The following is a 22485-nucleotide window of genomic DNA, read 5'->3' as shown; positions in this document are numbered from 1 at the left end:
GCAGCGCACTCCGGGGTCGGTGCAATTCCGAACCGGCGGTTACAGTCCGCGACCCGGCCGCATCCAGTGGCCGGTTGACCAGGTGAAATTCCTGGACCGACGGTTAAAGTCCGGATGGGAGGCAGTGCGCGGCGGGTGACCCCACCAGGGGGCGACCGGCCGTATGCCCGCTGGTCGCCGAGTCCGGGCGACCCGTGCGGCCCGGCCTCGCGTCCCCGTGTGCGGTGGTGTCCTTCCCGCTCTCTGTCGTCATCGACAGCCCCGGAGTCCGCGCCCGAAGAGGCAGGAGGACCCGGTGGCCACCGCAGTGGACACGACCGGCACGGCCGACGCGGCCGACGTCGCCGCCATGCGCCGGGCCGTCGCGCTCGCCGCCCGCGGCCTCGGCTCCACCAGCCCCAACCCCGTCGTCGGATGCGTCATCCGCGACGCCTCCGGGCACGAGGTCGGCGCCGGCTGGCACGAGCGGGCCGGCGGCCCGCACGCCGAGGTCCACGCCCTGCGCCAGGCCGGCGTCCTCGCCCGCGGCGGCACCGCGTACGTCACCCTGGAGCCCTGCAACCACACCGGCCGCACCGGCCCCTGCGCCCAGGCGCTCATCGAGGCCGGCGTCGCCCGCGTCGTGTACGCCGTCGGCGACCCGGACCCGCAGGCCACCGGCGGCGCCGACACCCTGCGCGCGGCCGGCGTCGAGGTCGTCGCCGGGCTCCTGGAGGCCGAGGCGGCGGCCGGCAACGCCGCCTGGCTCACCTCCGTGCGCCTCGGCCGCCCGTACGTCCTGTGGAAGTACGCCGCCACCCTCGACGGCCGCGTCGCCGCCCAGGACGGCACCAGCCGCTGGATCAGCTCGCCCGAGTCCCGCGCCGACGTGCACCGGCTGCGCGCCGAGGCCGACGCGGTGATCGTCGGCTCCGGCACCGCCCGCGCTGACGACCCCCACCTCGCCGTACGGGGCGTCGAGGGGGTTCGCCAGCCGCTGCGCGTCGTCGTCGACACCGAGGTCCGCGCCGTCCGGCCCGGCGCCCGTGTCCTGGACGACGCCGCGCCCACCCTGATCGCTGTCGCGGAGGACGCCGGGACGGATGGGCCGCCCGGCGCCGACGTGGTCCGCCTCCCCAGGGACGGCCGCGGCCTGTCCGTGCCCGCCCTGCTGGCCGCCCTGCACGAGCGCGGCGTCCGCTCCGTCCTCCTCGAAGGCGGCCCGACCCTCGCCGGGTCCTTCGTCGCCGCGGGAGCCGTCGACCGGGTCGTCGGCTACCTCGCCCCGGTGCTCCTCGGCGCGGGCCCCGCAGCCCTCGCCGACGCCGGGATCACCACCCTCACCGAAGCGTTGCGGCTCGACGTCACCGAGACCGCGCGCCTCGGCCCCGACCTCCGTGTCACCGCCACCGTCGCACCCCCCGCCGCGCCCCCTGCCGGAACCACCGTCGCACCCCCCGCCGAAACCCCTGCCGCATCCCCCGTCGCACCCAAGGAGCGCTGAGCGTGTTCACCGGAATCGTCGAAGAGCTGGGTGAGGTCACCGCCGTCGAGAACCTCGGCGACTCCTCCCGCTTCCGCCTGCGCGGCCCTCTCGTCACCGAGGACGCCAAGCACGGCGACTCGATCGCCGTCAACGGCGTCTGCCTCACCGTCGTGGACACCGCCGACGGCGAGTTCACCGCCGACGTGATGGCCGAGACGCTGAAGCGCTCCAGTCTCGGCGCCCTCGGCCCCGGCTCCCGGGTCAATCTGGAACGGCCCATGGCGGTCGGCGACCGGCTCGGCGGCCACATCGTCCAGGGCCACGTCGACGGCACCGGCACCATCCTCGCGCGCACCCCCTCCGAGAACTGGGAGATCGTCACGATCTCCCTCCCGGCCCCCCTGCGCCGCTACGTCGTCGAGAAGGGCTCCATCACGGTGGACGGCGTCAGCCTCACCGTCGTCGACGCCGCCGCCGACCACTTCACCATCAGCCTCATCCCGACCACCCTCGCCCTGACCACGCTCGGCATCAAGGAGCCCGGCGACCCGGTCAACCTGGAGGTCGACGTCATCGCCAAGTACGTCGAGCGGCTGCTCGGCGACAAGACCGGGGGGGCCGTGCAGTGAACTGGCTCAACACCGAGGCCTTCACCGCCTTCGGCCAGCACATCCTCTGGTCCGACATGATCGGCAACACGATCGGCCTGATCGCCCTCGCCCTCGGCTGGCGGCGCTCCGTGCTGACGTGGCCCGCCCAGTTCCTCTCCGGCGCCATCCTCTTCGCCGCCTTCGCCGGCCACCTCACCGGCAGCGCCGGCAAGCAGGTCGTCGTCATGGTGGTCGCCGCCTGGGGCTGGTGGCAGTGGACCCGCGGCCGGCAGCGCGGCCAGGACGGCACGATCGCCGTGCGCTTCGCCACCTGGCGCGAGCGCGGCCTGATGGCGGGCGGCGCCCTCCTCGGCACCCTCGCCGTCGGCGGCCTGTTCACCGCCTACCCGTCGCTCTCCTGGGACCCGTGGCCCGACGCGTACATCTTCGTCGGCACCCTGGTCGCCATGTACGCCCAGGCCCGCGGCATGGTCGAGTTCTGGTTCGCCTGGCTGCTGGTCGACCTCGTCGGCGTACCGCTGAACTTCGTCAACGGCTACGCCTTCTCCGGCTTCGTCTACGTCATCTACGGCGCGCTCGTCCTGTGGGGCCTGCGCGACTGGTGGCTGCGCTCCCGAGCGAGCGAGTCCGCCTCCCTGGAAGGAGCACCCGCATGAGCAGCCTCCCCCTCTGGGACGCCACGGACCTCGCCCTCGACCCCGTCGAGCAGGCCATCCGCGACATCGCCGCCGGCCGCCCCGTCGTGGTCGTCGACGACGAGGACCGCGAGAACGAGGGCGACCTCGTCATCGCCGCCGAGAAGGCCACCCCCGAGATCGTCGCCTTCATGATGAGCGAGTGCCGCGGCCTGATCTGCGCCCCCATGGAGGGCGACGAACTGGACCGCCTCCAGCTCCCGCAGATGGTCGGCGACAACACCGAGTCCATGAAGACGGCCTTCACCGTCTCCGTCGACGCCGCCCCCGTCCACGGCGTGACCACCGGCATCTCCGCCGCCGACCGCGCCACCACCCTCCAGCTCCTCGCGAGCGGCGTGGCCGCCCCGGCCGACTTCGTCCGCCCCGGCCACGTCTTCCCGCTGCGCGCCCAGCCCGGCGGCGTCCTCGTCCGCAACGGGCACACCGAGGCCGCCGTCGACCTGGCCCGGCTCGCCGGACTCCGCCCGGCCGGCGCCATCGTCGAGATCGCCGGCGAGGACGGCGTCATGCTGCGCCTGCCCGAGCTGGTGCCCTTCGCCCGCAAGCACGGCCTGACGATCATCTCGATCGAGGACCTCATCGCCTACCGCCGCGGCAGCGAGCCCACCGTGCGCCGCGAGGCCGAGGTACGGCTGCCGACCGCGCACGGCGCGTACACGGCGTACGGCTACCGCTCCACCGTCGACGGCGTCGAGCACATCGCGCTCGTCCACGGCGACATCGACGACGGCGACGACGTCCTCGTCCGGGTCCACTCCGAGTGCCTGACCGGCGACATCTTCCACTCGTTGCGCTGCGACTGCGGCCCCCAGCTCCAGGCCTCCATGGAACGCATCACGGCCGCCGGCCGGGGTGTCGTCGTCTACCTGCGCGGCCACGAGGGACGCGGCATCGGGCTGCTGAGCAAGCTGCGCGCCTACGAACTCCAGGAACGCGGCCACGACACCCTCGACGCCAACCTGGAGCTCGGCCTGCCCGCCGACGCCCGCGACTACGCCGCGGGCGCCCAGATGCTCGCCGACCTCGGCGTACGCAGCCTGCGGCTGATGACCAACAACCCCGACAAGGTCGACGCCCTGGTCCGCCACGGACTGACGGTGAACGGCCGGGAACCCATGCCCGTCCAGGCGGGCGAGCACAACCTCCGGTACCTGCGCACCAAGCGCGACCGGATGGGCCACGACCTGCCGTGGCTCGACGCCGCCGCCGGCGCGTCACCCTGCAACAACCAGTAACCGCACCGTCCAGCACCACAGCACCGAGGAGAGTACGCACGTGAGCGGCAAGGGCGCACCCGAACTGAGCGTGAAGAACTGCGGCGACCTCCGGGTCGCCGTGATCGCGGCCCAGTGGCACGAGAAGATCATGGACGGCCTCGTCGACGGCGCCCTGCGCGCCCTGCACGAGCTCGGCATCGACGAGCCGACGCTGCTCCGGGTCCCCGGCAGCTTCGAGCTCCCGGTCGTCGCCAAGGTCCTCGCCGGCCGCGGCTACGACGCGATCGTCGCGCTCGGTGTCGTCATCCGCGGCGGCACCCCCCACTTCGAGTACGTGTGCCAGGGCGTCACCCAGGGCCTGGTTCAGGTCTCCGTCGACACCGGCGTCCCCATCGGTTTCGGCGTACTGACCTGCGACACCGAGGAGCAGGCCCTGGACCGGGCCGGCCTGGAGGGCTCGAACGAGGACAAGGGGCACGAGGCGGTCACCGCCGCCGTCTCCACCGCCGCCACACTGCGCACGGTCAGCGAACCCTGGCGCTGAGTGGGCATGCCCCACCCCGTACTCTTAGGACCATCATGGCGAACAAAACCTTCGAAGAGCTCTTCGCCGAGCTGGAGCTCAAGGCCAAGACCGGCGATCCCGCCACCTCCCGCACCGCCGAGCTGGTGGACAAGGGCGTCCATGCCATCGGCAAGAAGGTCGTCGAGGAGGCCGCCGAGGTCTGGATGGCCGCCGAGTACGAGGGCAAGGAAGCCGCCGCCGAGGAGATCTCGCAGCTGCTGTACCACGTCCAGGTGATGATGGTCGCCCGCGGGATCTCGCTCGACGACGTCTACGCCCACCTCTGAGCAAGCACCCCGCTCCCCAGAACTCCTTTTCACACAGTTAGGAAGCCCACCCCATGCTGCGCATCGCCGTCCCCAACAAGGGTTCACTGTCCGGACCTGCGTCGGCGATGCTCCATGAGGCCGGCTACCAGCAGCGCAAGGAGTCCAAGGAGCTGGTGATGGTGGACCCGGAGAACGAGGTCGAGTTCTTCTACCTCCGCCCCCGCGACATCGCCATCTACGTCAGCTCCGGCAAGCTCGACATCGGCATCACCGGCCGCGACCTCCTGCTGGACTCCGGCGCCAACGCCGAGGAGATCCTCCAGCTCGGCTTCGCCCGCTCCACCTTCCGGTACGCCACCAAGCCCGGCACCGCGAGCGGCCCCGCCGACTTCGGCGGCATGACGATCGCCACCTCCTACGAGGGCATCGTCGCCAAGCACCTGTCGGACCAGGGGATCGACGCCTCCGTCGTCCACCTCGACGGCGCGGTCGAGACCGCCATCGAACTCGGCGTCGCGCAGATCATCGCCGACGTCGTGGAGACCGGCACCTCGCTGCGCAACGCCGGCCTGGAGGTCGTCGGCGAGCCGATCCTCAAGTCCGAGGCCGTCGTCGTCCGCCGCACCGGCGCCCCCGCCGACGACCCGAAGGTGCAGCGGTTCCTGCGCCGCCTCCAGGGCGTCCTGGTGGCCCGCTCGTACGTGATGATGGACTACGACTGCCGCGCCGAGCACCTGGAGCAGGCCGTCGCCCTCACCCCCGGCCTGGAGTCCCCGACGGTCTCCCCCCTGCACAACGAGGGCTGGGTCGCCGTCCGCGCCATGGTCCCCGCCAGGGAGGCCCAGCGGATCATGGACGACCTGTACGCCCTGGGCGCACGCGCGATCCTCACCACCGAGATCCACGCCTGCCGCCTCTGAGGCCCGTCCCCGCCCCCACGCCCCCACCCGAGGCCCGAGGCCCGAGCCAGAACCGGTACGCCACATGTCCGACCTCCACGCCCCCGCCCTCCCGGTCACCTTCCGGCCGACCCGGACCCGGGCCGTCCTGCTGACCGTGGGCACGGCGATGTTCGTGACCATCACGGCCGTCGCCCTGATGCTGGAGAACCTGGGGGCGGGGGAGCGCGCCAGCTTCGTCTTCACGGCCGCGCTCTTCTTCGGCGTCCTGGCCCTCCTCAGCCGCCCCAAGGTCGTCGCCGACGACGAGGGCGTGACCGTGGTCAACCTCACCCGGACGCGCAGACTGGCCTGGGCCGAGATCCTCCGGGTGAACCTCCGGGAGGGCGACCCCTGGGTCTTCCTCGACCTCAGCGACGGCACCAGCCTGCCCGCGCTCGGCATCCAGCCCGGAATCGGCAAGCAGCGGGCCATCCGTGACGCGCGGGCCCTGCGCGCGCTCGCGGAGGCCCGCGGCACCGGCACCGACGCCGGCTGACGGGCGGCACCGCCCCGGCGCGCGTCGCCCGGACGGACGCCGACCCTCTGCCCCACCGGGGGCGCGCGTGATTACTCTTATGGCGGTGGCGCCGAACGCGCCACCGCCCCGCACATACGGCGGCACGACGCACCACCAGGCCGGCGGGGCCCCTGCGACCCGAGGAGTGAATCCCTCCAGCAATGGACGGATCGTCCGGTAGTACCTGCGCCGCCCCCTCCGAGGAGGCGGCGGCATGACCATCCCCCTCCTGCTGCTCGCCGCGGCTTTTCTCCTGATCCTCGCCAACGGCTTCTTCGTGGCGGCCGAGTTCGGTCTCGTCACCGTGGAGCGGGCGGACGCCGAACGCGCCGCCGCCGAGGGCGACCGGCGGGCCCGTACCGTCGTCAAGGCCCTGCGGGAGCTGTCGTTCCAGCTGTCCGGCACCCAGCTCGGCATCACCATCACCTCGCTCGTCGTCGGCATGCTCGCCGAACCGGCGCTCGCGCGGCTCCTCGACGGGCCGCTCACCGCGACCGGCCTGCCCGAAGGGGTCGTCTCCGGCGTCGCCGTGGCGATCGGCATGCTGGCCGCGTCCGCCGTCCAGATGGTGATCGGCGAGCTGGTCCCCAAGAACTGGGCCGTCTCCCGGCCCTTGCAGGTCGCCCGGTTCGTCGCCGGGCCGCAAGCGCTGTTCTCCTCCGCCCTCCGGCCGGTCATCACCGCGCTCAACGCCGCCGCCAACCGGCTCGTGCGGCTGCTGGGCGTCGAGCCCACCGAGGAGCTCGCCTCCGCCCGTACGCCCGGCGAGCTGGTCTCGCTCGCCCGGCACTCGGCGCGGGCCGGCGCCCTCGAACAGGACACGGCCGACCTCTTCGTACGGACCCTGTCGCTGGGCGGGCTCACCGCGCAGCACGTGATGACCCCCCGCGTGAAGGTCAACGCGCTGCGCACCGACGCCACCGCGGCGGACGTCGTCAACCTCACCCGGGCCACCGGCCTCTCCCGGTTCCCGGTCTACCGGGACCGCATCGACGAGATCGTCGGCATGGTCCACCTGAAGGACGCGCTCGCCGTGCCCGCCGCGGAGCGGCCGCGCACCCCGGTGGGCCGGGTCGCCGTCCCGCCGCTGCTCGTCCCCGAGACGCTGCCCGCCCAGGCACTGCTGGAGCGGCTGCGCAGCGAGCAGCCGATAGCAGTCGTCGTGGACGAGTACGGCGGCACGGCCGGGGTCGTCACCCTGGAGGACATCGTCGAGGAGCTCGTCGGCGAGGTCCGCGACGAGCACGACGCCGAGGGCGACGACCGGCCCGAGCTGGCCGCCGTCCCCGCCGAGGACGGCCACCCCGCCTGGGAGGCCGACGGCAGCTGCCGCGTCCACACCCTGAAGCGGATAGGCCTCGACGTCCCCGACGGGCCGTACGAGACGGTCGCCGGGCTCGTCGCCGACCTGCTCGGCCGCATCCCGGCCCCCGGCGACCGGGCCGAACTGCCCGGCTGGCGGCTCTCCGTACGCCAGGTGGACCGGTACCGCGCCGAGCGCGTCCGGCTGGTCCGCACCGCCGGCGCGACGGCCCCGGAGTTCGCGGAGGCCACGCGATGAGCGTCCTCCAGCTCCTGTTCGCCGGCCTGCTCGTGCTCGCCAACGGCTTCTTCGTGGGCGCGGAGTTCGCCCTCGTCTCGGTGCGCCGCAGCCAGATCGAGCCGCTCGGCCCCGGCTCCAAGCGGGCCCGGCAGGTCCTGTACGGCCTGGAGAACCTGCCGCGGATGATGGCCGCCGCGCAGTTCGGCATCACCGTCTGCTCCCTGACCCTCGGCGCGGTCGCCGAACCGACCGTGGCGCACCTGCTGGAGCCCGTCTTCCACGCCGTGCGCCTGCCCGAGGGCCTGATCCACCCGCTGGGCTACGTCATCGCGCTGGCCGTGGTGGTCTTCCTCCACCTGGTCGTCGGCGAGATGCTCCCGAAGAACCTCGCCATGGCGGCTCCCGAGAGGACGGCGCTGTGGCTCAGCCCCGGCCTGGTCGGCTTCGCCCGGCTGTGCCGGCCCGTGACCGCGGCGCTCGGCGCCTGCTCCCGGCTGGTGCTCAAGGCGTTCCGGGTCGAGCCGAAGGACGAGGTGGAGGCGGTGTACACCAGCGCCCAGCTCGGCCGGCTCGTGGAGGACGCGGGCCAGGCGGGGCTGCTCGACCCCGCGGAGCAGGAACGCCTGGAGGACGCCCTGGAACTGGGCAGCCGCCCGGTGTCCGACGTCCTCATCCCGCGTACGTCCCTGGTGACGGTCACCCCGTCGGTCACCCCGGCGGAGGTCGAGGAGCTGACCGTCCGCACCGGCTACTCCCGGTTCCCGGTGTGCGCCGAGGGCGGCGGCGTCTTCATGGGCTTCGTGCACGTCAAGGACGTACTGGACCTGGAGGACGCCGACCGGGCCGTCCCGCAGCGCGTCTGGCGCCCGATGGCCACGCTGCGGGCCGAGCTGCCGCTCGACGACGCCCTCACCGTGATGCGCCGTGCCGCCACGCACCTGGCGCAGGTCGCCGACGCGGCGGGCCGCGTCCTGGGCCTGGTCGCCCTGGAGGACGTGCTGGAGATGCTGGTCGGCGAGGTCCGCGACCCGGCGCACCGCGCGGCGACACCGGTGGTGCCGGTCGTCCACCCCGGTACGCCGGCCGCGCCGCGGGCCGGAGTCTCCGCCGCCGCGGGGCCGGACCGCGAGGCGGGGCACGAGCCCGCCGGCCCCGGTCAGGCGCAGGGCGTCCTCACGGCCTGACCGGAGGCCCCCCGTCAGTAGCCGGCCGGGCCCGGGGACCCCGGCCCGCCCGGCTCCTCGGGGCCCCGGCGCGTGGGGCCGCGGCCCGAGAGGACCTCGCCGTACGCCTGCATCAGGTCCGGCAGGCGCAGTGTCGCGAGGTCCTCGCGGGTGGGCGTGACGGCGTAGCCGGACAGCCGCAGGTCCCGGTAGGCGCACGACTTCTCGTACAGGGTGCGCAGGAACCGGCCGTTGCCCAGCTCGTCGATCCAGCCCTGCTCGACGACGTGGCCGCTGATGGAGCGCAACTCGTCGAGGGCGTCCTGGTCCCAGACGTCGTCGTTCGCCGCGGCGAGCACCTCGCCGATGGCGGTGAGCTCCGGCGGCCGGTACGAGGGGAAATCCACCCGGGTGGTGAAGCGGGACGACAGGCCGGGGTTGGTGGCGAGCAGCCGGTCCATGCCCTCCCGGTAGCCGGCGAGGATCACCACCAGGTGGTCGCGGTTGTCCTCGGCGCGCTTGAGCAGCACCTGGAGCGCCTCGTCGCCGTACGCGTCGCCCTTGCTGTACCCGGAGTTCGACAGGGAGTACGCCTCGTCGACGAACAGCACCCCGCCGAGCGCCGAGTCGATCAGCTCGTTGGCCTTGACGGCGGTCTGGCCGAGGAACTCGCCCACCAGGTCGGAGCGCTGGGCCTCCACCAGGTGGTCGCCGCCGAGCAGGCCGAGGGCGTGGAAGACCCGGCCGAGGATCCTGGCGACCGTGGTCTTCCCGGTCCCGGAGGGCCCGGAGAAGACAAAGTGACGTTTCGGCGGCTGCACCGGAAGGCCCTGCCCGGCCCGCAGCCGCGCCATCTCCAGCTGCGCCGACAACGCCTTGACCTGCCGCTTGACCGGCTCCAAACCCACCATGCGCTCCAGCTCGGCGAGTGCCTCGGCCAGCACGCCCGCGTCGGTCGGCCCGGCGGGGAACGCCGCGGTCCGCGGCCGTCCGGGGACCGGCGGCTGGTCCCGTACGCCGTGGGCGGGGGTTGGCGGCTGGGCGGGGGACCGGCCCGGCGGTTGCCCGGCGGACCGGCCCGGGGGCTGTCCGGCGGACCGGTCCGCCGGCTGCGGCTGCTGGGGGTCGCCGCCGCGGCGCGGTACGTCGCCGGGCGGGACGTCCGAGGCGTCGGGGAGGTCCGCCGCGTCCTGCCCCACCCCGGCGAGCGACACCGCCGCCAGATCGGCCGCCGGGTCGTCGGGGCCGTCGAACCCGTCGTACTCGGTGATGGCGGCGAGCCGGGCGGCGGTGTCCATGAAGGCCGGGTCGATCCGGTGCACCGCCCGGTACAGGGGGAGGGCGGCGGCGCTGCGGCCGGTGCCCTCGTGGGCGCGGGCCAGCCAGTAGCGCAGCTCCTTGCGCTGCGGCTGCTCGCTCCGGCAGCGCATCAGGGCGGCCGACAGCAGGGGTTCGGCCTGCCCGTACATCTCGAGGCGGACCCGCGCCATGCCGCCGAACAGCCCGGCCTCGATGCCGAGCAGCGGATCGTTCACGAGCGGCTCGGTGTGGCGTACGAGCTGGTCCCAGTCCTTGACCAGGTAGGCCCGGCAGGCGTGCAGGAAGCGCACCTGCGGGTCGGCGTCGACGGGCGGCAGACCGGCCAGCGCCCGGTCGAGCTCCGGTACGTGGCGGCCGTCCAGCCAGTGCGAGGCGTGCGCCAGCAGCAGGTCGCGCGGTGACTCCAGCACCGGCTGGACCCACCAGCCGAGCCAGTACCAGGAGTTCAGCGTGCGGCGGTAGCGGGTGCGCTGCTCGCCGAAGCGGTCCCGGTGGCGGTACATCCGCAGCAGGGCGGTGGTCGTGTCCACGCGTAACGCGTGCAGCCCCAGCCAGCCGTCGGCCATGCCGGGATCCAGCCGCACCGCCGCCCGGAACTCCTCCTCCGCCTGCGGGTACGCCCCCATGGTGTAGGCGTCCACGCCACGCAGCCAGGCGAGATCGGCCGGGGCGTGCGTCCGCTGTGTGCCGATGTCCATCGGGTCCCCCACAAACCGTGTCCCCGTACCTCTCCACCGGGCGGCCGCCCGGCGGAGGCGTTCCCAATCGCCCTCTCAAGAACGGGAATTGACCGCACCGAGGGGCATCGTACCTGTACGGAGGGTGTTCGCTTAAGGGCGCGAAAGGGCGACGCGAGCCTTCACCGGATGGTGACCGACGGTGAGCGTCGGGTGCTCGAGCGGCGCTGAAAGGGGGGTGATGAGGGCAGAACGAAGCCCCCGATCACGGGGGAACAACCGGGGGCTTCGCGTCTGCGACGGCTCCGGAAAGCCGCACATGGGAAACGTAAGACCTGTACGCCCCGTCGGTCAAGCGAAGTTGGGGCACTCTGGAGGCTGATTTCCGACTGCTCAGTAGGGCGGTCCGGAGGGGTGCGCACCTCGGTCACCCTGGGTGACGATCTGGTCCGGGCCTGGTGTCGCAACAGGCCCGGGCAGCCACTCGTACCCCTCTGGGCACTCCCGTACCAGGGCATCCGCGAAGGGCCGGGAGGGGTCCGCCGCGAAGTGGCGCGTCTCGGCCGCCGTCCACCCGGCCCAGAAGGCGTACTGCGCAGGTCCGTCCCGGTGGCGGCCCCGTTCCCACGACTCCTCGGCGCCCCGCTCCATCCACAGCAGCGAGGCGAGGAGGGGCCGCAGGGCACGGCGGCCGGCGCCCACCCCCTCCACGAGCACGACCGGCGCCGCGGGCAGCGGCCTCGGGGGACCGAAGCGGCGCGCGTTCCAGTCGTACGGGTGAAAGCGCGCGTCCTCGCCACGGGCCAGCGGTTCGAGTACCTGGACCCGGAGACGGTCCGTCCAGGCGAAGAGTTCGTCGTGCGTGGCGATGTCGTCGAGGTGGAGCACCGGGGCGCCGCCGAGCGCCACCGCCAGCCGGCCCGCGAACGTGGACTTGCCGGAACCGGCGTGGCCGTCGACCGCGATCAGCCGGACGGGGCCGCAGGAGGGCGGCAGCGCGCGCAGCGCGGCGGCGGGCCGGTCGAGGTCGTCCATGCCGACCACCCTACAAAGCCACAGGTGAAGACCAATATTGGTGGGGCGACGCGTGCCGCATCGCTGGCCGGGGAACCGCCCGAACCGGGATAGTGGGCGCAACCTGTCGTACCACGTCGTGCACACCTGTCGTGCATCCGACCGACCGGGGGTCTCGCCATGACCAGTTCCCCGCCGTCCGGGCCACCGTCCGGACCGCCCTCCGAAGCGCCGTCCGGACCGTCCTCCGCCCGCAGAACCGTGCTGGCGGCCGCGCTCGCCGCCGTCGGCACCGCCGCGGCCTCGTCGGCACCCGCCACCGCCCTGACCACCGGCACCGGCCGCGACGCCCGGGTGTCGTCCGGCCACGCCGGCGACCTCGTGGACAACCGCTTCTGGACGTCGTACACCGACTGGCGCTCCGGCGCCCACGCCGGCACGCGCCCCGCACTCGCCCGCCGTCCCGGGCTGGTGATCGGCACTCCCGCCGGCCTCACCGACTACACCGACCCGCACACCGGCACCCGGGCCACCTGGGAGTACGCGACCTGGACCTCGCCCGAGCACCGCTCCACCGTGCCGGCCACCGAGGTGGTCCCCTCGTGGAACGCCGACACCCCGTCCGGCACCTGGATCGCGGTCGAGCTGAAGGGCCGCTACGCGGACGGCTCCGAGACCCCCTGGTACGTCATGGGCCGCTGGGCGTCCGGCGACGGGGACATCCTGCGCACCTCGGTCGACGGCCAGAAGGACGGCCGGAGCACCGTCTGGACCGACACCTTCGCGATCGACGACGCCGCGAGCGGACTGCGCCTGGTGTCGTACCGGCTGCGGCTCACGCTCCACCGCAGGCCCGGCACGCGGCTCACGCCGACCGTGTGGCGGGCCGGGGCGATGGCCTCGGACATCCCCGACCGCTTCACCGTGCCCGCCTCGGAGCCGGGCCTCGCCCGCGAGCTGGTGGTCCCGCGCTACTCGCAGAACATCCACATCGGCCAGTACCCGGAGTACGACAACGGCGGAGAGGCGTGGTGCAGCCCCACCTCCTCGCAGATGATCGTCGAGTACTGGGGCCGCAGGCCGACCGCCCAGGACCTGGCCTGGGTGAACCCCGACTACGCCGACCCCCAGGTCTGCCACGCGGCCCGGTTCACCTTCGACCACCAGTACGACGGCTGCGGGAACTGGCCCTTCAACGCCGCCTATGCCGCCACGTACGACGACATGAGCGCGGTCGTGACCCGGCTGCGGTCGCTGACCGAGCTGGAGACGCTGATCGGCGCGGGAATCCCGGCCATCACGTCCCAGTCGTTCCGGGCGGAGGAGCTCACGGGGGCGGGCTACGGCACCGCGGGCCACCTGATGACCGTGATCGGGTTCACGCCCGAGGGCGATGTGATCGCCAACGACCCGGCGTCCCCGAGCAACGAGGCCGTACGCCGGGTCTACCGGCGCCGTGAGTGGGAGAACATCTGGCTGCGGACGAAGCGCTACAACTCCACCGGGAAAGTGGTCTCGGGCACAGGCGGCGTCTGCTACCTGTACTGGCCGGCCCACCCCACGGCCGCGCAACGCCGCGCCCTGGCGGCGGTGGGCGTCCGCTGAGCACCGGTCGGCCGCAGCGGACGGCCGCCGGGCCGTGATGAACGTCTCTACCCGGGAGGCCGTCCGCGCTGGCACTGTGGGGACATCCCCCATCGGCCGAAAGAGCGAGTACCCATGACCACGAACGCCGCCGCCGTCGCCGCTCCCCGCGCACGTACCGGAGGGCCGAAGGACGACGGCCCCCAGCTCCTGGAGCACGCCCTGGGCTGGGTGCTCGTCGTCGTCTTCGCCATGCTGGTCACGCAGGTCGGCCTGGTCTGACACGGGTCCGCCGGCGGGTGGCCCGCCGGCGGGCGGCTACCGGATCGCCCGGATCAGCTCCCCGTTCGCGGTGTCCCCGCTGAGCTCCCAGAAGAACGTGCCGCCGAGCCCCTGCCGGCTCTTGTAGGCCATCTTCCCGGCGATCGTGGCGGGGGTGTCGTAGCTCCACCACTGGTCGCCGCAGTGCGCGTACGCGGTGCCGCCGACCCTGCCGTCGGCCGGGCACCGTTCCTTGAGCACCTTGTAGTCCTCGATGCCCTGCTCGTACGTGCCGGGGGCCGGTCCGGTGGCGGTGCCGCCGGGCGCCTTCTGTGTGACGCCGGTCCAGCCGCGCCCGTAGAAGCCGATGCCGAGCAGCAGCTTGCGGGCGGGGACACCGAGCGCCTTGAGCTTCTGGATCGTCGCGTCGGTGTGGTACGCGGGCTGCGGGATCCCGCGGTAGCCGGTGAGCGGCGAGTGGGGCGCGGTGGGGCCCTGGGCGGCCCAGGCGCCGAAGAAGTCGTACGTCATCGGGTTGTACCAGTCGACGTACCGGGCCGCGCCCGCGTAGTCGGCGGCGTCGATCTTCCCGCCCGGTGTGGCGTCGGCGGTGATCGCGGCGGTGACCAGGTCCCGGCCGCCGAACCTGGCGCGGACCGCCGACATCAGGCCGGTGAAGGCGTCGCGGCCGCTGGTGTCGCAGGTCAGGCCGCAGGCGTTCGGGTACTCCCAGTCGATGTCGATGCCGTCGAAGACATCGGCCCACCGGGGGTCCTCGACCAGCCGGTAGCAGGATTCGGCGAAGGCGGCCGGGTCCTTCGCCGCCTCGGTGAAGCCGCCGGACCAGCTCCAGCCCCCGAAGGACCACAGGACCTTGATGTCCGGGTGGAGCTTCTTGAGCTTCCGCAGCTGGTTGAAGTTGCCGCGCAGCGGCTGGTCGGCGGTGTCGGCGCGGCCGTCGACGGACTGGTCGGCGGTATAGGCCCGCTCGTGGTCGGCGAAGGCGTCACCGATGGTGCACTTGCCGTCCTGCACGTTGCCGAAGGCGTAGTTGATGTGGGTCAGTCTCGCGGCCGAGCCGGAGGTGCGGATGTTCTTCACGTGGTAGTCGCGCCCGTAGACGCCCCAGTTGGTGAAGTACCCGACGACTTTGGGCGCGGCGCGGGTGTGGGCGGCCGGGGCCCGGTGCCCTGTGGCGTGTCCGGCGGAGTCGGCGGTGGTGCCGGCGGCGGAGGGGGCGGTGGCGGTGGCGAGCAGGCCGGCTCCCAGGACGGCGCTGCACGCGGCGGCGACCAGTGTCCGGAAACGGGTGCGGCGGGGGGTCTGTCCGAGCATGCGGGTCTCCTCGTACGGGAGGGAGAACGGGCGGTGTCTCGATGTCATGAACGCGGCATAGTGGTGCACCGCACCGTAGAAGGACTAGACCATTGCGGTCAATGGTGCGTACCAAGGTGATGGGGCGCTGAAGAGCGACCGAACGATCACCGGCTGCCCAGTGACGGAAGTCCCTCGATCAGGCATACTCAACCCGCCACAGCCGCTGGTCAGCCGGTTCCGCGATCCGGGAAGGCAGCATCGGCGAAGCAGTGAGACCCGGCGGCGCCGCCCAACCCTTCGCGCGCGCCCGCCGCAGCGCCCGACAGGGAGGAGAGCGCCCCCATGCCCGACCGCGCCCCGCAGCCGGTGGAACGACAGCTGCCCACCGAGGAAGCCAGGGATCTGATCGCCCTGGTGCGTGACATCGTCCAGCGGGAGATCGCACCGCGCGCGGCGGAGGAGGAGGATACCGGACGCTTCCCCCGCGAGGTCTTCTCGCTGCTCTCCGGCTCCGGGCTGCTCGGCCTGCCGTACGACTCGGGCTTCGGCGGCGGTGACCAGCCGTACGAGGTCTACCTCCAGGTGCTCGAAGAGCTCGCCGCCGCCCGCCTCACCGTGGGCCTCGGTGTCAGCGTCCACTCCCTCGCCTGCCACGCCCTGGCCGGCTACGGCACCAAGGAGCAGCGGGCCGAGCACCTGCCGGCCATGCTGAGCGGCGGGCTCCTCGGGGCGTACTGCCTGTCGGAGCCCTCGTCCGGCTCCGACGCGGCCTCGCTGCGCACGAAGGCGGTCCGCGAGGGCGACGACTGGATCATCACCGGCACCAAGGCGTGGATCACCCACGGCGGCGTCGCCGACTTCTACACGGTGCTGGCCCGCACGGGCGTCGAGGGCCCGCGCGGCATCACCGCCTTCCTGGTCCCCGGCGACGCCGAGGGGCTCTCGGCCGCCACACCGGAGAAGAAGATGGGCATGAAGGGCTCGCCCACGGCCCAGCTGCACTTCGACGGCGTACGCGTCCCCGACGCCCGCCGCATCGGGGAGGAGGGCCAAGGCTTCGCCATCGCCCTCTCGGCCCTGGACTCCGGCCGCCTCGGGATCGCCGCCTGCGCCATCGGCGTCGCCCAGGCCGCCCTGGACGAGGCGGTCACCTACGCCACCGGGCGACAGCAGTTCGGCCGCCCGGTCGCCGACTTCCAGGGCCTGCGCTTCATGCTGGCCGACATGGCCACCCGGATCGAGGCGGGGCGGTCGCTGTACCTGGCCGCCGCCCGGCTGCGCGACGCCGGCCTGCCCTTCTCGCGGGAGGCCGCCATGGCCAAGCTCTTCTGTACGGACGCGGCGATGAAGGTCACCACCGACGCCGTCCAGGTGCTGGGCGGCTACGGCTACACCGCCGACTTCCCCGTCGAGCGCTACATGCGCGAGGCGAAGGTGCTCCAGATCGTCGAGGGCACCAACCAGATCCAGCGCATGGTCATCGCCCGTCACGTCGTGGGTCCCGAGAGCCGCTGACCTCCCCCGGGAGCGTCCACGCCGGTGCCGCCGTGAGCCTGTTCCACTCCTGGTCACGGCGGCCCGGTACGGCCCTGCCGCTGTCGGCCCAGAGGCGGACCAGCGCCCGGTAGATGGGTGGGTCCACGGACCGCGGAACCGATTCTGCCGAGCGCGGGACCATGCGGCTCACGCCGTAGCCGCGCGTCGGGTACGTCGGGTACGTCGAGGACGGCGAGGTCATGCCGGGCCAACGCCGGACCGCCCCGTGCGGTCACCGGTCGCGGCATTCGGCCGCCAGTTCGCCGCCTGTCGGCGGGTCCGGTGCGCCGGCCGCCGGGAGGCCGCCGCTCCGTGCGCCCGGTACGCCCCGGGAGGGCGCGTCCGGGGGCGACGGTCACCGGCGTACCGGCGATCCGGCCGCGGTCCAACGGAGTTGGCGGGCCCCGTCCGGTGCGCCTGTCCCCGGACAGCGCGGTGCCGCACCACGCCGCGCGCCGGGCGGTGGTGCGGCATCGTCACGGGTGAGGGGCGGAAGCGCAGCGGCCTCCGGCCGCGGGGCCGCTCGGCCCGCTCAGGCCGCGCGCCGGAACCGCGAAATCTGGCGCTGCGCCGCCGGGCGCGGCACCTTGATGGGGCGCGAGCCGGGCCCGCCCACGTGCGAGAAGGGCTGCGTGCGCCAGTCGAGTCCCTGCGGGAGGGTCAGCAGCAGGGCGGTGTCCTGCTCCTGGAGCTCCAGCGACTCGTCGGCGGGGCGCGCGTCCGTGGCCGCCCGTCCCGTGCCCGCGCACACCGTCAGCACGAACGGGTTCCACGGCGTGGGGCACAGGGCGTGCTCCGGGAGGACGTCCTCGTCCGCCAGCAGCGCGATGGGCTGCGAACAGTCCGGGCAGATCACCCGAACCATCTCGAAAGTGTCATACGCGTCGAGTTCGTCGTCCTCGTGGGATACGACCGAATCAACAGGCTCCTGCATGGAGAATCTCCCCCTCGGGTGGGCCGACCGGGCTCTTGCGGCCTCGACCACAGCAAGCAATTCCCATCCACACGCGCGAATAACCATCCGGTCACGGAAGGGCACTGCCATACACCTGTGGTCTTCGTCACATGCCGCCCGCAGGTGCCCTTCCGCGGCACCTCCGGCTGTGCCGCGAGGCATCCGGGGCAATAGGTTGACCGCATGGAGGAGCTGGATCGTCAGATCGTCGAGTTGCTCGTCAAGGACGGGCGCATGAGCTACACCGACCTGGGCAAGGCCACCGGCCTGTCCACCTCGGCGGTGCATCAGCGCGTCCGACGCCTCGAGCAGCGCGGAGTCATCCGCGGCTACGCCGCCGTCGTCGACCCGGAGGCGGTCGGGCTGCCGCTGACCGCGTTCATCTCGGTGAAACCGTTCGACCCCAGCGCACCCGACGACATCGCGGAGCGGCTCGCCGACATCTCCGAGATCGAGGCTTGCCACAGCGTCGCCGGCGACGAGAACTACATCCTCAAGGTGCGGGTGGCGACCCCCCTGGAACTGGAGCACCTGCTCACCCGGATCCGCTCGCAGTCCGGTGTGTCCACCCGTACGACGGTCGTCCTGTCCACTCCGTACGAGGCCCGGCCACCGCGCGTGTGAGCCCGTATCTAGGCTGGTCACCATGACCGAGAGCGAACACCGCACCGTGCTGCTGCGCGGTGGAGACGTCCACAGCCCCGCCGACCCCTTCGCGACCGCGATGGTCGTCGAACGCGGCCATGTCGCCTGGGTGGGATCCGAGGGCGCGGCCGACGCCTTCGCCTCCGGCGTGGACGAGGTGATCGACCTCGAAGGCGCCCTCGTGACCCCCGCCTTCACCGACGCGCACGTCCACACCACGGCCACCGGCCTCGCTCTCACCGGTCTCGACCTGTCGGGCGCCCGCACGCTCGCCGACGCCCTGGAGCGCGTACGGGCACACAGCGCCGCCCGGCCCGCCGACAAGGTGCTCCTCGGCCACGGCTGGGACGCCGCCCGCTGGCCCGAACGGCGCCCCCCGTCCCGTACGGAACTCGACGAGGCCACCGGGGGACGGCCGCTCTACCTGCCCCGCGTCGACGTCCACTCCGCGGTCGTCACCACCGCCCTCCTGGACCTCGTCCCCGGCGTCACCGAACTGTCCGGATACCACCCGGACCAGCCCCTCACCGCCGCCGCGCACCACGCGGTACGGGCCGCCGCCCACGCCGCCGTCACGCCCGGCCAGCGCGCCGAGGCCCAGCGGGCCGCGCTGCGCCGCGCGGCCGCCCTGGGCATCGGAACCGTCCACGAGTGCGCCGGCCCCGAGATCTCCGACGAGGACGACTTCACCGCTTTGCTGGCGCTCGCCGCCGGGGAGCCCGGCCCCCGGGTCGTCGGCTACTGGGCCGAGGCCGTGTCCGACGAGAAGGACGCCCGGCGCGTCCGCGAACTCGGCGCGATCGGCGCCGCCGGTGACCTGTTCGTCGACGGCTCCCTCGGCTCCCACACCGCCTGCCTGCACGAGCCGTACGCCGACGCCGCGCACACCGGCACCGCCCACCTCGACGCCGCCGCCATCGCCGCCCACGTCACGGCCTGCACCGAGGCCGGTCTCCAGGCCGGCTTCCACGCCATCGGGGACGCCGCCGTCAGCGCGGTCGTCGACGGCGTACGGGCCGCCGCCGAGACGGTCGGCCTGGCGCGCGTGCGTGCCGCCCGCCACCGCGTCGAGCACGCCGAGATGCTCACCCCCGAGACCGTCGCCGCGTTCGCCGAGCTCGGCCTCACCGCGTCCGTGCAGCCCGCCTTCGACGCGGCCTGGGGCGGCGAGGACGGTATGTACGCCGAGCGCCTGGGCCCCGACCGGGCGCGCACCCTCAACCCGTACGCCGCGATGCTGCGCGCCGGCGTGCCCCTGGCCTTCGGCTCCGACAGCCCGGTCACCCCGCTGGACCCGTGGGGCACCGTGCGGGCCGCGGCGTTCCATCGCACGCCCGAGCACCGCATCTCCGTCCGTGCGGGCTTCACGGCCCACACCCGGGGCGGCTGGCGGGCCACCGGCCGGGACGACGCCGGGATCCTCGTACCGGGCGCTCCGGCCGACTACGCGGTCTGGCGCGCCGAGGAACTGGTCGTCCAGGCGCCCGACGACCGTGTCGCCCGCTGGTCCACCGACCCGCGCTCCGGGACGCCCGGCCTGCCCGACCTCACCCCTGGTGTCGACCTTCCGGTCTGCCTGCGGACCGTCGTCTCCGGCCGCACGGTCTTCGTACGACCGAACGAGTGACGTAAGGGCATTCCGGGTGCGCGCACGGCTTCCCGGGTCTCGCCCGCGACCTGCGGATCTTCCCCTCTGACCTGCTGTTTCTGTCGATCGCCGCAGGTCGAACGACTGTTGACAGCGAGCGGTCGGCGGCGGGTAGGTTCGGCGGGTCCACCACAGGACGTCCGATCGGCCGGCCTTCACGCAGTCGTCGAACGCCGCTGGGTCATGGGGCGGTGTGCCGCACCGGCGCACCGCCACTGGGAGCCAGGTTCAGCGCCCGCGTCCTCGGGGGCGAGGGAAGGTTTCCGTCGGCCGGAGGTCCCCCCTGCTCCCCAGGAGCCCGGGGGAGGTGCGACCCGGGTGGGGCCCGGATGTTCAGTAGACAACGGCTCTCGGTCGACCCGCAGCCAGCGGGCCCCAGGTCGGCCCGAAGGACGTCGGGCCCCCACTCGCGCCCCTTTTTCTCCGTCGGCCGTGCGACCGGCCGTTCGGGCGGCCGTCCCGCTGACCGCTCGGTGGTCGTTCCGTGCGTTTCTCCCTGGCCGTTCCGGCCGTTCCGGCCGCTACCGCCGCTTTCCGTACCGCCGCCGCGACGGGCCCTGGCCCGGGCTCGCTATGGTGGTGATCCGTGTACGGACGTAAGGGGCAGCAGTGAACGACGGTGGCCAGAGGCGCTACGGCCCGCTCGGCAGAGCCTTGGTGATCATCCCGACCTACAACGAGGCCGAGAACATCAAGCCGATCGTGTCGCGGGTGCGCGCCGCCGTGCCGGACGTCGACGTCCTGGTCGCCGACGACAACAGCCCGGACGGCACCGGCAAGCTGGCCGACGAACTGGCCGCCGGGGACGACCACGTGCACGTCCTGCACCGCAAGGGCAAGGAAGGGCTGGGGGCCGCGTACCTGGCGGGCTTCCGCTGGGGCATTGAGCACGGTTACGGCGTCCTCGTCGAGATGGACGCCGACGGCTCCCACCAGCCCGAGGAGCTGCCCCGCCTGCTGACCGCCCTCAAGGGCGCCGACCTCGTCCTGGGCTCCCGCTGGGTGCCCGGCGGCCGGGTGGTGAACTGGCCCAAGTCGCGTGAGTTCCTCTCCCGCGGCGGCAGCACGTACTCGCGCCTCCTCCTGGACGTCCCCATCCGGGACGTCACCGGCGGCTTCCGCGCCTTCCGCAAGGAGACCCTGGAGGGCCTCGGCCTCGACGAGGTCGCGTCCCAGGGCTACTGCTTCCAGGTCGACCTCGCCCGGCGCGCGGTCGCGGCCGGGTACCACGTCGTCGAGGTGCCGATCACCTTCGTCGAGCGGGAGCTCGGCGACTCCAAGATGAGCCGGGACATCGTGGTGGAGGCGCTGTGGCGGGTCACGGCCTGGGGCCTCGGCTCCCGCGCCGACCGCCTCCTCGGCCGCAAGCCCTCCCCCTCGGCGACGCCGCCCGCGTCCGGCGAGCGAGGTGCGGAGCCGGCGGACGCGTCCGGCGGGCCGGGTACGGAACCTTCCGGTTCCGCCGACGGCGTGGCTTCCACCGCTCCGGCCTCCGGTGCCTCCGACGACCCTGATGCTTCCCGTGCGTCCGGCGACGACGCCGGGTCCGGCCACCCCTCGGCCCCGTCCGACACCCTCGGCCCCGCCGGGTCGGCCGGCCCGTCCGACGAGCCCGGCGCGCCCCGGGCCTGAGCGCGGGCGGTCCCGTCTCCGGAGCCGGGCCGGCTCTCCTCCGGGCGGCGCCGCCCCCAAGTCGTCCGGTGCCGAGGACCGGTCGTACCGCCCCGCCCCGGGCGGCCTGTGGCGGCGGGCGGCCGGCAGGCGGCGCTCCAGGGCCTTTACGCCGTCCTGGCACGCCCCCAGGCACACTGGGGGCATGACAACCGGCTCACCGCCCCCGCCCGCCCGTAAACCGCGCTCCCGTGCCCGCACTCTCGTTCCGGTCGGCGTCGTCGCCTGGCTCGTGCTGGAGATCTGGCTGCTGACCCTGGTGGCGGGCACGGCCGGTGGGCTCGCGGTGCCGGCCCTGCTCGTGGGCGCCGGTGTGCTCGGCGCCGCGGTCATCAAGCGCGCCGGGCGGCGCGCCTTCGGCACCCTCACCGAGACGCTGCGACAGCGGCAACCGGGCGCCACGCCCGCTCCCGGCGGCGAAGCGGACCGGGAGAGCACCGGGAACGGCTTTTTGATGCTCGGGGGACTCCTGCTGATGATCCCGGGGCTGATCTCGGACGTGGCGGGCCTCCTGCTCCTGGTGCCCGCCGTGCGCGCGGTGGCCGGACGGTACGCGGAGCGGACGCTGGAGCGCCGGATGCGGGCGGTCGTGTCCGGCCACGGATCCCTGGGGGACGCCTTCCAGCAGGCCCGCATTCACCGGCCCGACGGCAAGGTGGTGCAGGGTGAGGTCATCCGCGACGACGCGCCCCGGCCGTCCGGCGACGAGGGTCCGCGGCCGCCGCTGAACCGCTGAGAGCGCCCGCCCGCCGGACGGCGGGCGGGCAGCACAGAGCCGGGGGGGGGGGGGGGGGGGGGGGGGGGGGACCCCACCTCCCCCCCCCCCCCCCCGCCTTCCTCCCCCTTCTTTTGCTCTCTTCCTTTTTTT

General features: G+C 73.5%; 20 protein-coding genes, 1 pseudogene and 1 riboswitch. Of the genes and pseudogenes, 17 read left to right on the top strand and 4 right to left on the bottom strand.

Translation table 11 applies throughout. The features are described from left to right. Position 1 precedes the first annotated feature (1 nt). Positions 2–132: riboswitch (FMN riboswitch) on the top strand. Between the two features lie 217 nt (positions 133–349). The 10 genes from ribD (at position 350) to AC07DW_RS15890 (ending at position 9010) form a co-directional block, all read left to right on the top strand. After that, the gene (gene ribD / locus AC07DW_RS15935; protein ID WP_478858331.1) at positions 350–1483 is read left to right on the top strand and encodes a bifunctional diaminohydroxyphosphoribosylaminopyrimidine deaminase/5-amino-6-(5-phosphoribosylamino)uracil reductase RibD; all 1134 of its coding nucleotides are present in this window, start codon (positions 350–352) and stop codon (positions 1481–1483) included. 2 nt (positions 1484–1485) lie between these two features. Further along, positions 1486–2094 carry a riboflavin synthase gene (locus tag AC07DW_RS15930; protein ID WP_478858248.1) on the top strand — a complete coding sequence of 203 codons (609 nt, stop codon included), beginning with the start codon at positions 1486–1488 and terminating at the stop codon, positions 2092–2094. After that, positions 2091–2732: a nicotinamide mononucleotide transporter family protein gene (locus AC07DW_RS15925; RefSeq protein WP_478858247.1), complete on the top strand. Its 642-nt coding sequence runs from the start codon at positions 2091–2093 to the stop codon at positions 2730–2732. Before AC07DW_RS15930 ends, AC07DW_RS15925 begins: the two co-directional genes overlap by 4 nt. Continuing rightward, a complete protein-coding gene (locus tag AC07DW_RS15920; RefSeq protein ID WP_478858246.1) occupies positions 2729–4009 on the top strand; it encodes a bifunctional 3,4-dihydroxy-2-butanone-4-phosphate synthase/GTP cyclohydrolase II in 1281 nt (426 codons plus the stop codon). The genes AC07DW_RS15925 and AC07DW_RS15920 overlap by 4 nt, the downstream gene beginning before the upstream one ends. A 40-nt stretch (positions 4010–4049) precedes the next feature. Then, complete coding sequence (gene ribH, locus AC07DW_RS15915; protein WP_478858245.1) at positions 4050–4535, top strand: 6,7-dimethyl-8-ribityllumazine synthase; 486 nt, start codon at positions 4050–4052, stop codon at positions 4533–4535. Between the two features lie 35 nt (positions 4536–4570). After that, positions 4571–4843 (top strand): phosphoribosyl-ATP diphosphatase, encoded by a 273-nt coding sequence (locus AC07DW_RS15910; RefSeq protein WP_031078175.1) that lies wholly within the window; start codon positions 4571–4573, stop codon positions 4841–4843. A gap of 53 nt (positions 4844–4896) precedes the next feature. Further along, positions 4897–5745 carry an ATP phosphoribosyltransferase gene (gene hisG / locus AC07DW_RS15905; RefSeq protein WP_478858244.1) on the top strand — a complete coding sequence of 283 codons (849 nt, stop codon included), beginning with the start codon at positions 4897–4899 and terminating at the stop codon, positions 5743–5745. Between the two features lie 64 nt (positions 5746–5809). Further along, entirely contained in the window at positions 5810–6262 is a 453-nt protein-coding gene (locus AC07DW_RS15900; protein ID WP_478858243.1) for a PH domain-containing protein, read from the top strand. Between the two features lie 235 nt (positions 6263–6497). Then, the gene (locus AC07DW_RS15895) at positions 6498–7844 is read left to right on the top strand and encodes a hemolysin family protein (protein ID WP_478858242.1); all 1347 of its coding nucleotides are present in this window, start codon (positions 6498–6500) and stop codon (positions 7842–7844) included. Continuing rightward, complete coding sequence (locus AC07DW_RS15890; RefSeq protein ID WP_478858241.1) at positions 7841–9010, top strand: hemolysin family protein; 1170 nt, start codon at positions 7841–7843, stop codon at positions 9008–9010. Before AC07DW_RS15895 ends, AC07DW_RS15890 begins: the two co-directional genes overlap by 4 nt. A 14-nt stretch (positions 9011–9024) precedes the next feature. Here the strand turns inward: AC07DW_RS15890 and AC07DW_RS15885 are convergent, their stop codons facing one another. Next, on the bottom strand, positions 9025–11007 hold the full coding sequence (locus tag AC07DW_RS15885; RefSeq protein ID WP_478858240.1) for an AAA family ATPase: 1983 nt from the start codon (positions 11005–11007) through the stop codon (positions 9025–9027). Positions 11008–11379: 372 nt separating this feature from the next. Next, the gene (locus AC07DW_RS15880) at positions 11380–12021 is read right to left on the bottom strand and encodes a uridine kinase family protein (RefSeq protein ID WP_478858239.1); all 642 of its coding nucleotides are present in this window, start codon (positions 12019–12021) and stop codon (positions 11380–11382) included. Between the two features lie 159 nt (positions 12022–12180). Between AC07DW_RS15880 and AC07DW_RS15875 the strand changes: the two genes are divergently transcribed. Both AC07DW_RS15875 and AC07DW_RS15870 read left to right on the top strand, forming a co-directional pair. Further along, entirely contained in the window at positions 12181–13605 is a 1425-nt protein-coding gene (locus AC07DW_RS15875) for a peptidase C39 family protein (protein WP_478858238.1), read from the top strand. A 114-nt stretch (positions 13606–13719) separates the two neighbouring features. Then, on the top strand, positions 13720–13866 hold the full coding sequence (locus tag AC07DW_RS15870) for an SCO1431 family membrane protein (RefSeq protein WP_478858237.1): 147 nt from the start codon (positions 13720–13722) through the stop codon (positions 13864–13866). 36 nt (positions 13867–13902) lie between these two features. Here the strand turns inward: AC07DW_RS15870 and AC07DW_RS15865 are convergent, their stop codons facing one another. Continuing rightward, positions 13903–15180 (bottom strand): glycoside hydrolase family 18 protein, encoded by a 1278-nt coding sequence (locus AC07DW_RS15865; RefSeq protein ID WP_478858330.1) that lies wholly within the window; start codon positions 15178–15180, stop codon positions 13903–13905. Between the two features lie 324 nt (positions 15181–15504). On the opposite strand from AC07DW_RS15865, the gene AC07DW_RS15860 reads away from it, so the two are divergent. Continuing rightward, positions 15505–16677, top strand: a complete 1173-nt coding sequence (locus AC07DW_RS15860) for an acyl-CoA dehydrogenase family protein (protein ID WP_478858236.1) — start codon at positions 15505–15507, stop codon at positions 16675–16677. A 553-nt stretch (positions 16678–17230) separates the two neighbouring features. Here the strand turns inward: AC07DW_RS15860 and AC07DW_RS15855 are convergent. Then, complete coding sequence (locus AC07DW_RS15855) at positions 17231–17632, bottom strand: hypothetical protein (RefSeq protein ID WP_478858235.1); 402 nt, start codon at positions 17630–17632, stop codon at positions 17231–17233. A 204-nt stretch (positions 17633–17836) separates the two neighbouring features. Here AC07DW_RS15855 and AC07DW_RS15850 point away from each other — a divergent pair, with 204 nt between their 5' ends. From AC07DW_RS15850 to fxsA, 4 genes and pseudogenes are all read left to right on the top strand, one after another. Further along, the gene (locus AC07DW_RS15850) at positions 17837–18277 is read left to right on the top strand and encodes an Lrp/AsnC family transcriptional regulator (RefSeq protein ID WP_031078151.1); all 441 of its coding nucleotides are present in this window, start codon (positions 17837–17839) and stop codon (positions 18275–18277) included. 22 nt (positions 18278–18299) lie between these two features. Further along, on the top strand, positions 18300–19925 hold the full coding sequence (locus AC07DW_RS15845) for an amidohydrolase (RefSeq protein WP_478858234.1): 1626 nt from the start codon (positions 18300–18302) through the stop codon (positions 19923–19925). Positions 19926–20555: 630 nt separating this feature from the next. Continuing rightward, positions 20556–21317, top strand: a pseudogene (locus tag AC07DW_RS15840) (polyprenol monophosphomannose synthase); the annotation flags it as partial. A 445-nt stretch (positions 21318–21762) separates the two neighbouring features. Beyond that, positions 21763–22353: an FxsA family membrane protein gene (gene fxsA, locus AC07DW_RS15835; protein WP_478858233.1), complete on the top strand. Its 591-nt coding sequence runs from the start codon at positions 21763–21765 to the stop codon at positions 22351–22353. The last annotated feature ends 132 nt before the right edge of the window (positions 22354–22485 follow it).

It is taken from the genome of Streptomyces sp. NPDC045701 (assembly GCF_056432045.1).
Note: the sequence above shows the minus strand (reverse complement) of the source record. Positions and strands in the feature narration are given on the sequence as shown.

Excerpts from the sequence above, each read along its gene's own strand:
- AC07DW_RS15865 (WP_478858330.1), bottom strand. The coding sequence starts at position 15,180 with ATGCTCGGACAGACCCCCCGCCGCACCCGTTTCCGGACACTGGTCGCC.
- AC07DW_RS15855 (WP_478858235.1), bottom strand. The coding sequence starts at position 17,632 with ATGCAGGAGCCTGTTGATTCGGTCGTATCCCACGAGGACGACGAACTC.
- AC07DW_RS15900 (WP_478858243.1), top strand. The coding sequence starts at position 5,810 with ATGTCCGACCTCCACGCCCCCGCCCTCCCGGTCACCTTCCGGCCGACC.
- hisG (WP_478858244.1), top strand. The coding sequence starts at position 4,897 with ATGCTGCGCATCGCCGTCCCCAACAAGGGTTCACTGTCCGGACCTGCG.
- fxsA (WP_478858233.1), top strand. The coding sequence starts at position 21,763 with ATGACAACCGGCTCACCGCCCCCGCCCGCCCGTAAACCGCGCTCCCGT.
- AC07DW_RS15895 (WP_478858242.1), top strand. The coding sequence starts at position 6,498 with ATGACCATCCCCCTCCTGCTGCTCGCCGCGGCTTTTCTCCTGATCCTC.
- AC07DW_RS15920 (WP_478858246.1), top strand. The coding sequence starts at position 2,729 with ATGAGCAGCCTCCCCCTCTGGGACGCCACGGACCTCGCCCTCGACCCC.
- AC07DW_RS15845 (WP_478858234.1), top strand. The coding sequence starts at position 18,300 with ATGACCGAGAGCGAACACCGCACCGTGCTGCTGCGCGGTGGAGACGTC.
- AC07DW_RS15875 (WP_478858238.1), top strand. The coding sequence starts at position 12,181 with ATGACCAGTTCCCCGCCGTCCGGGCCACCGTCCGGACCGCCCTCCGAA.
- AC07DW_RS15850 (WP_031078151.1), top strand. The coding sequence starts at position 17,837 with ATGGAGGAGCTGGATCGTCAGATCGTCGAGTTGCTCGTCAAGGACGGG.
- AC07DW_RS15910 (WP_031078175.1), top strand. The coding sequence starts at position 4,571 with ATGGCGAACAAAACCTTCGAAGAGCTCTTCGCCGAGCTGGAGCTCAAG.
- ribD (WP_478858331.1), top strand. The coding sequence starts at position 350 with ATGCGCCGGGCCGTCGCGCTCGCCGCCCGCGGCCTCGGCTCCACCAGC.
- AC07DW_RS15885 (WP_478858240.1), bottom strand. The coding sequence starts at position 11,007 with ATGGACATCGGCACACAGCGGACGCACGCCCCGGCCGATCTCGCCTGG.
- AC07DW_RS15880 (WP_478858239.1), bottom strand. The coding sequence starts at position 12,021 with ATGGACGACCTCGACCGGCCCGCCGCCGCGCTGCGCGCGCTGCCGCCC.
- AC07DW_RS15870 (WP_478858237.1), top strand. The coding sequence starts at position 13,720 with ATGACCACGAACGCCGCCGCCGTCGCCGCTCCCCGCGCACGTACCGGA.
- AC07DW_RS15890 (WP_478858241.1), top strand. The coding sequence starts at position 7,841 with ATGAGCGTCCTCCAGCTCCTGTTCGCCGGCCTGCTCGTGCTCGCCAAC.
- AC07DW_RS15860 (WP_478858236.1), top strand. The coding sequence starts at position 15,505 with ATGCCCGACCGCGCCCCGCAGCCGGTGGAACGACAGCTGCCCACCGAG.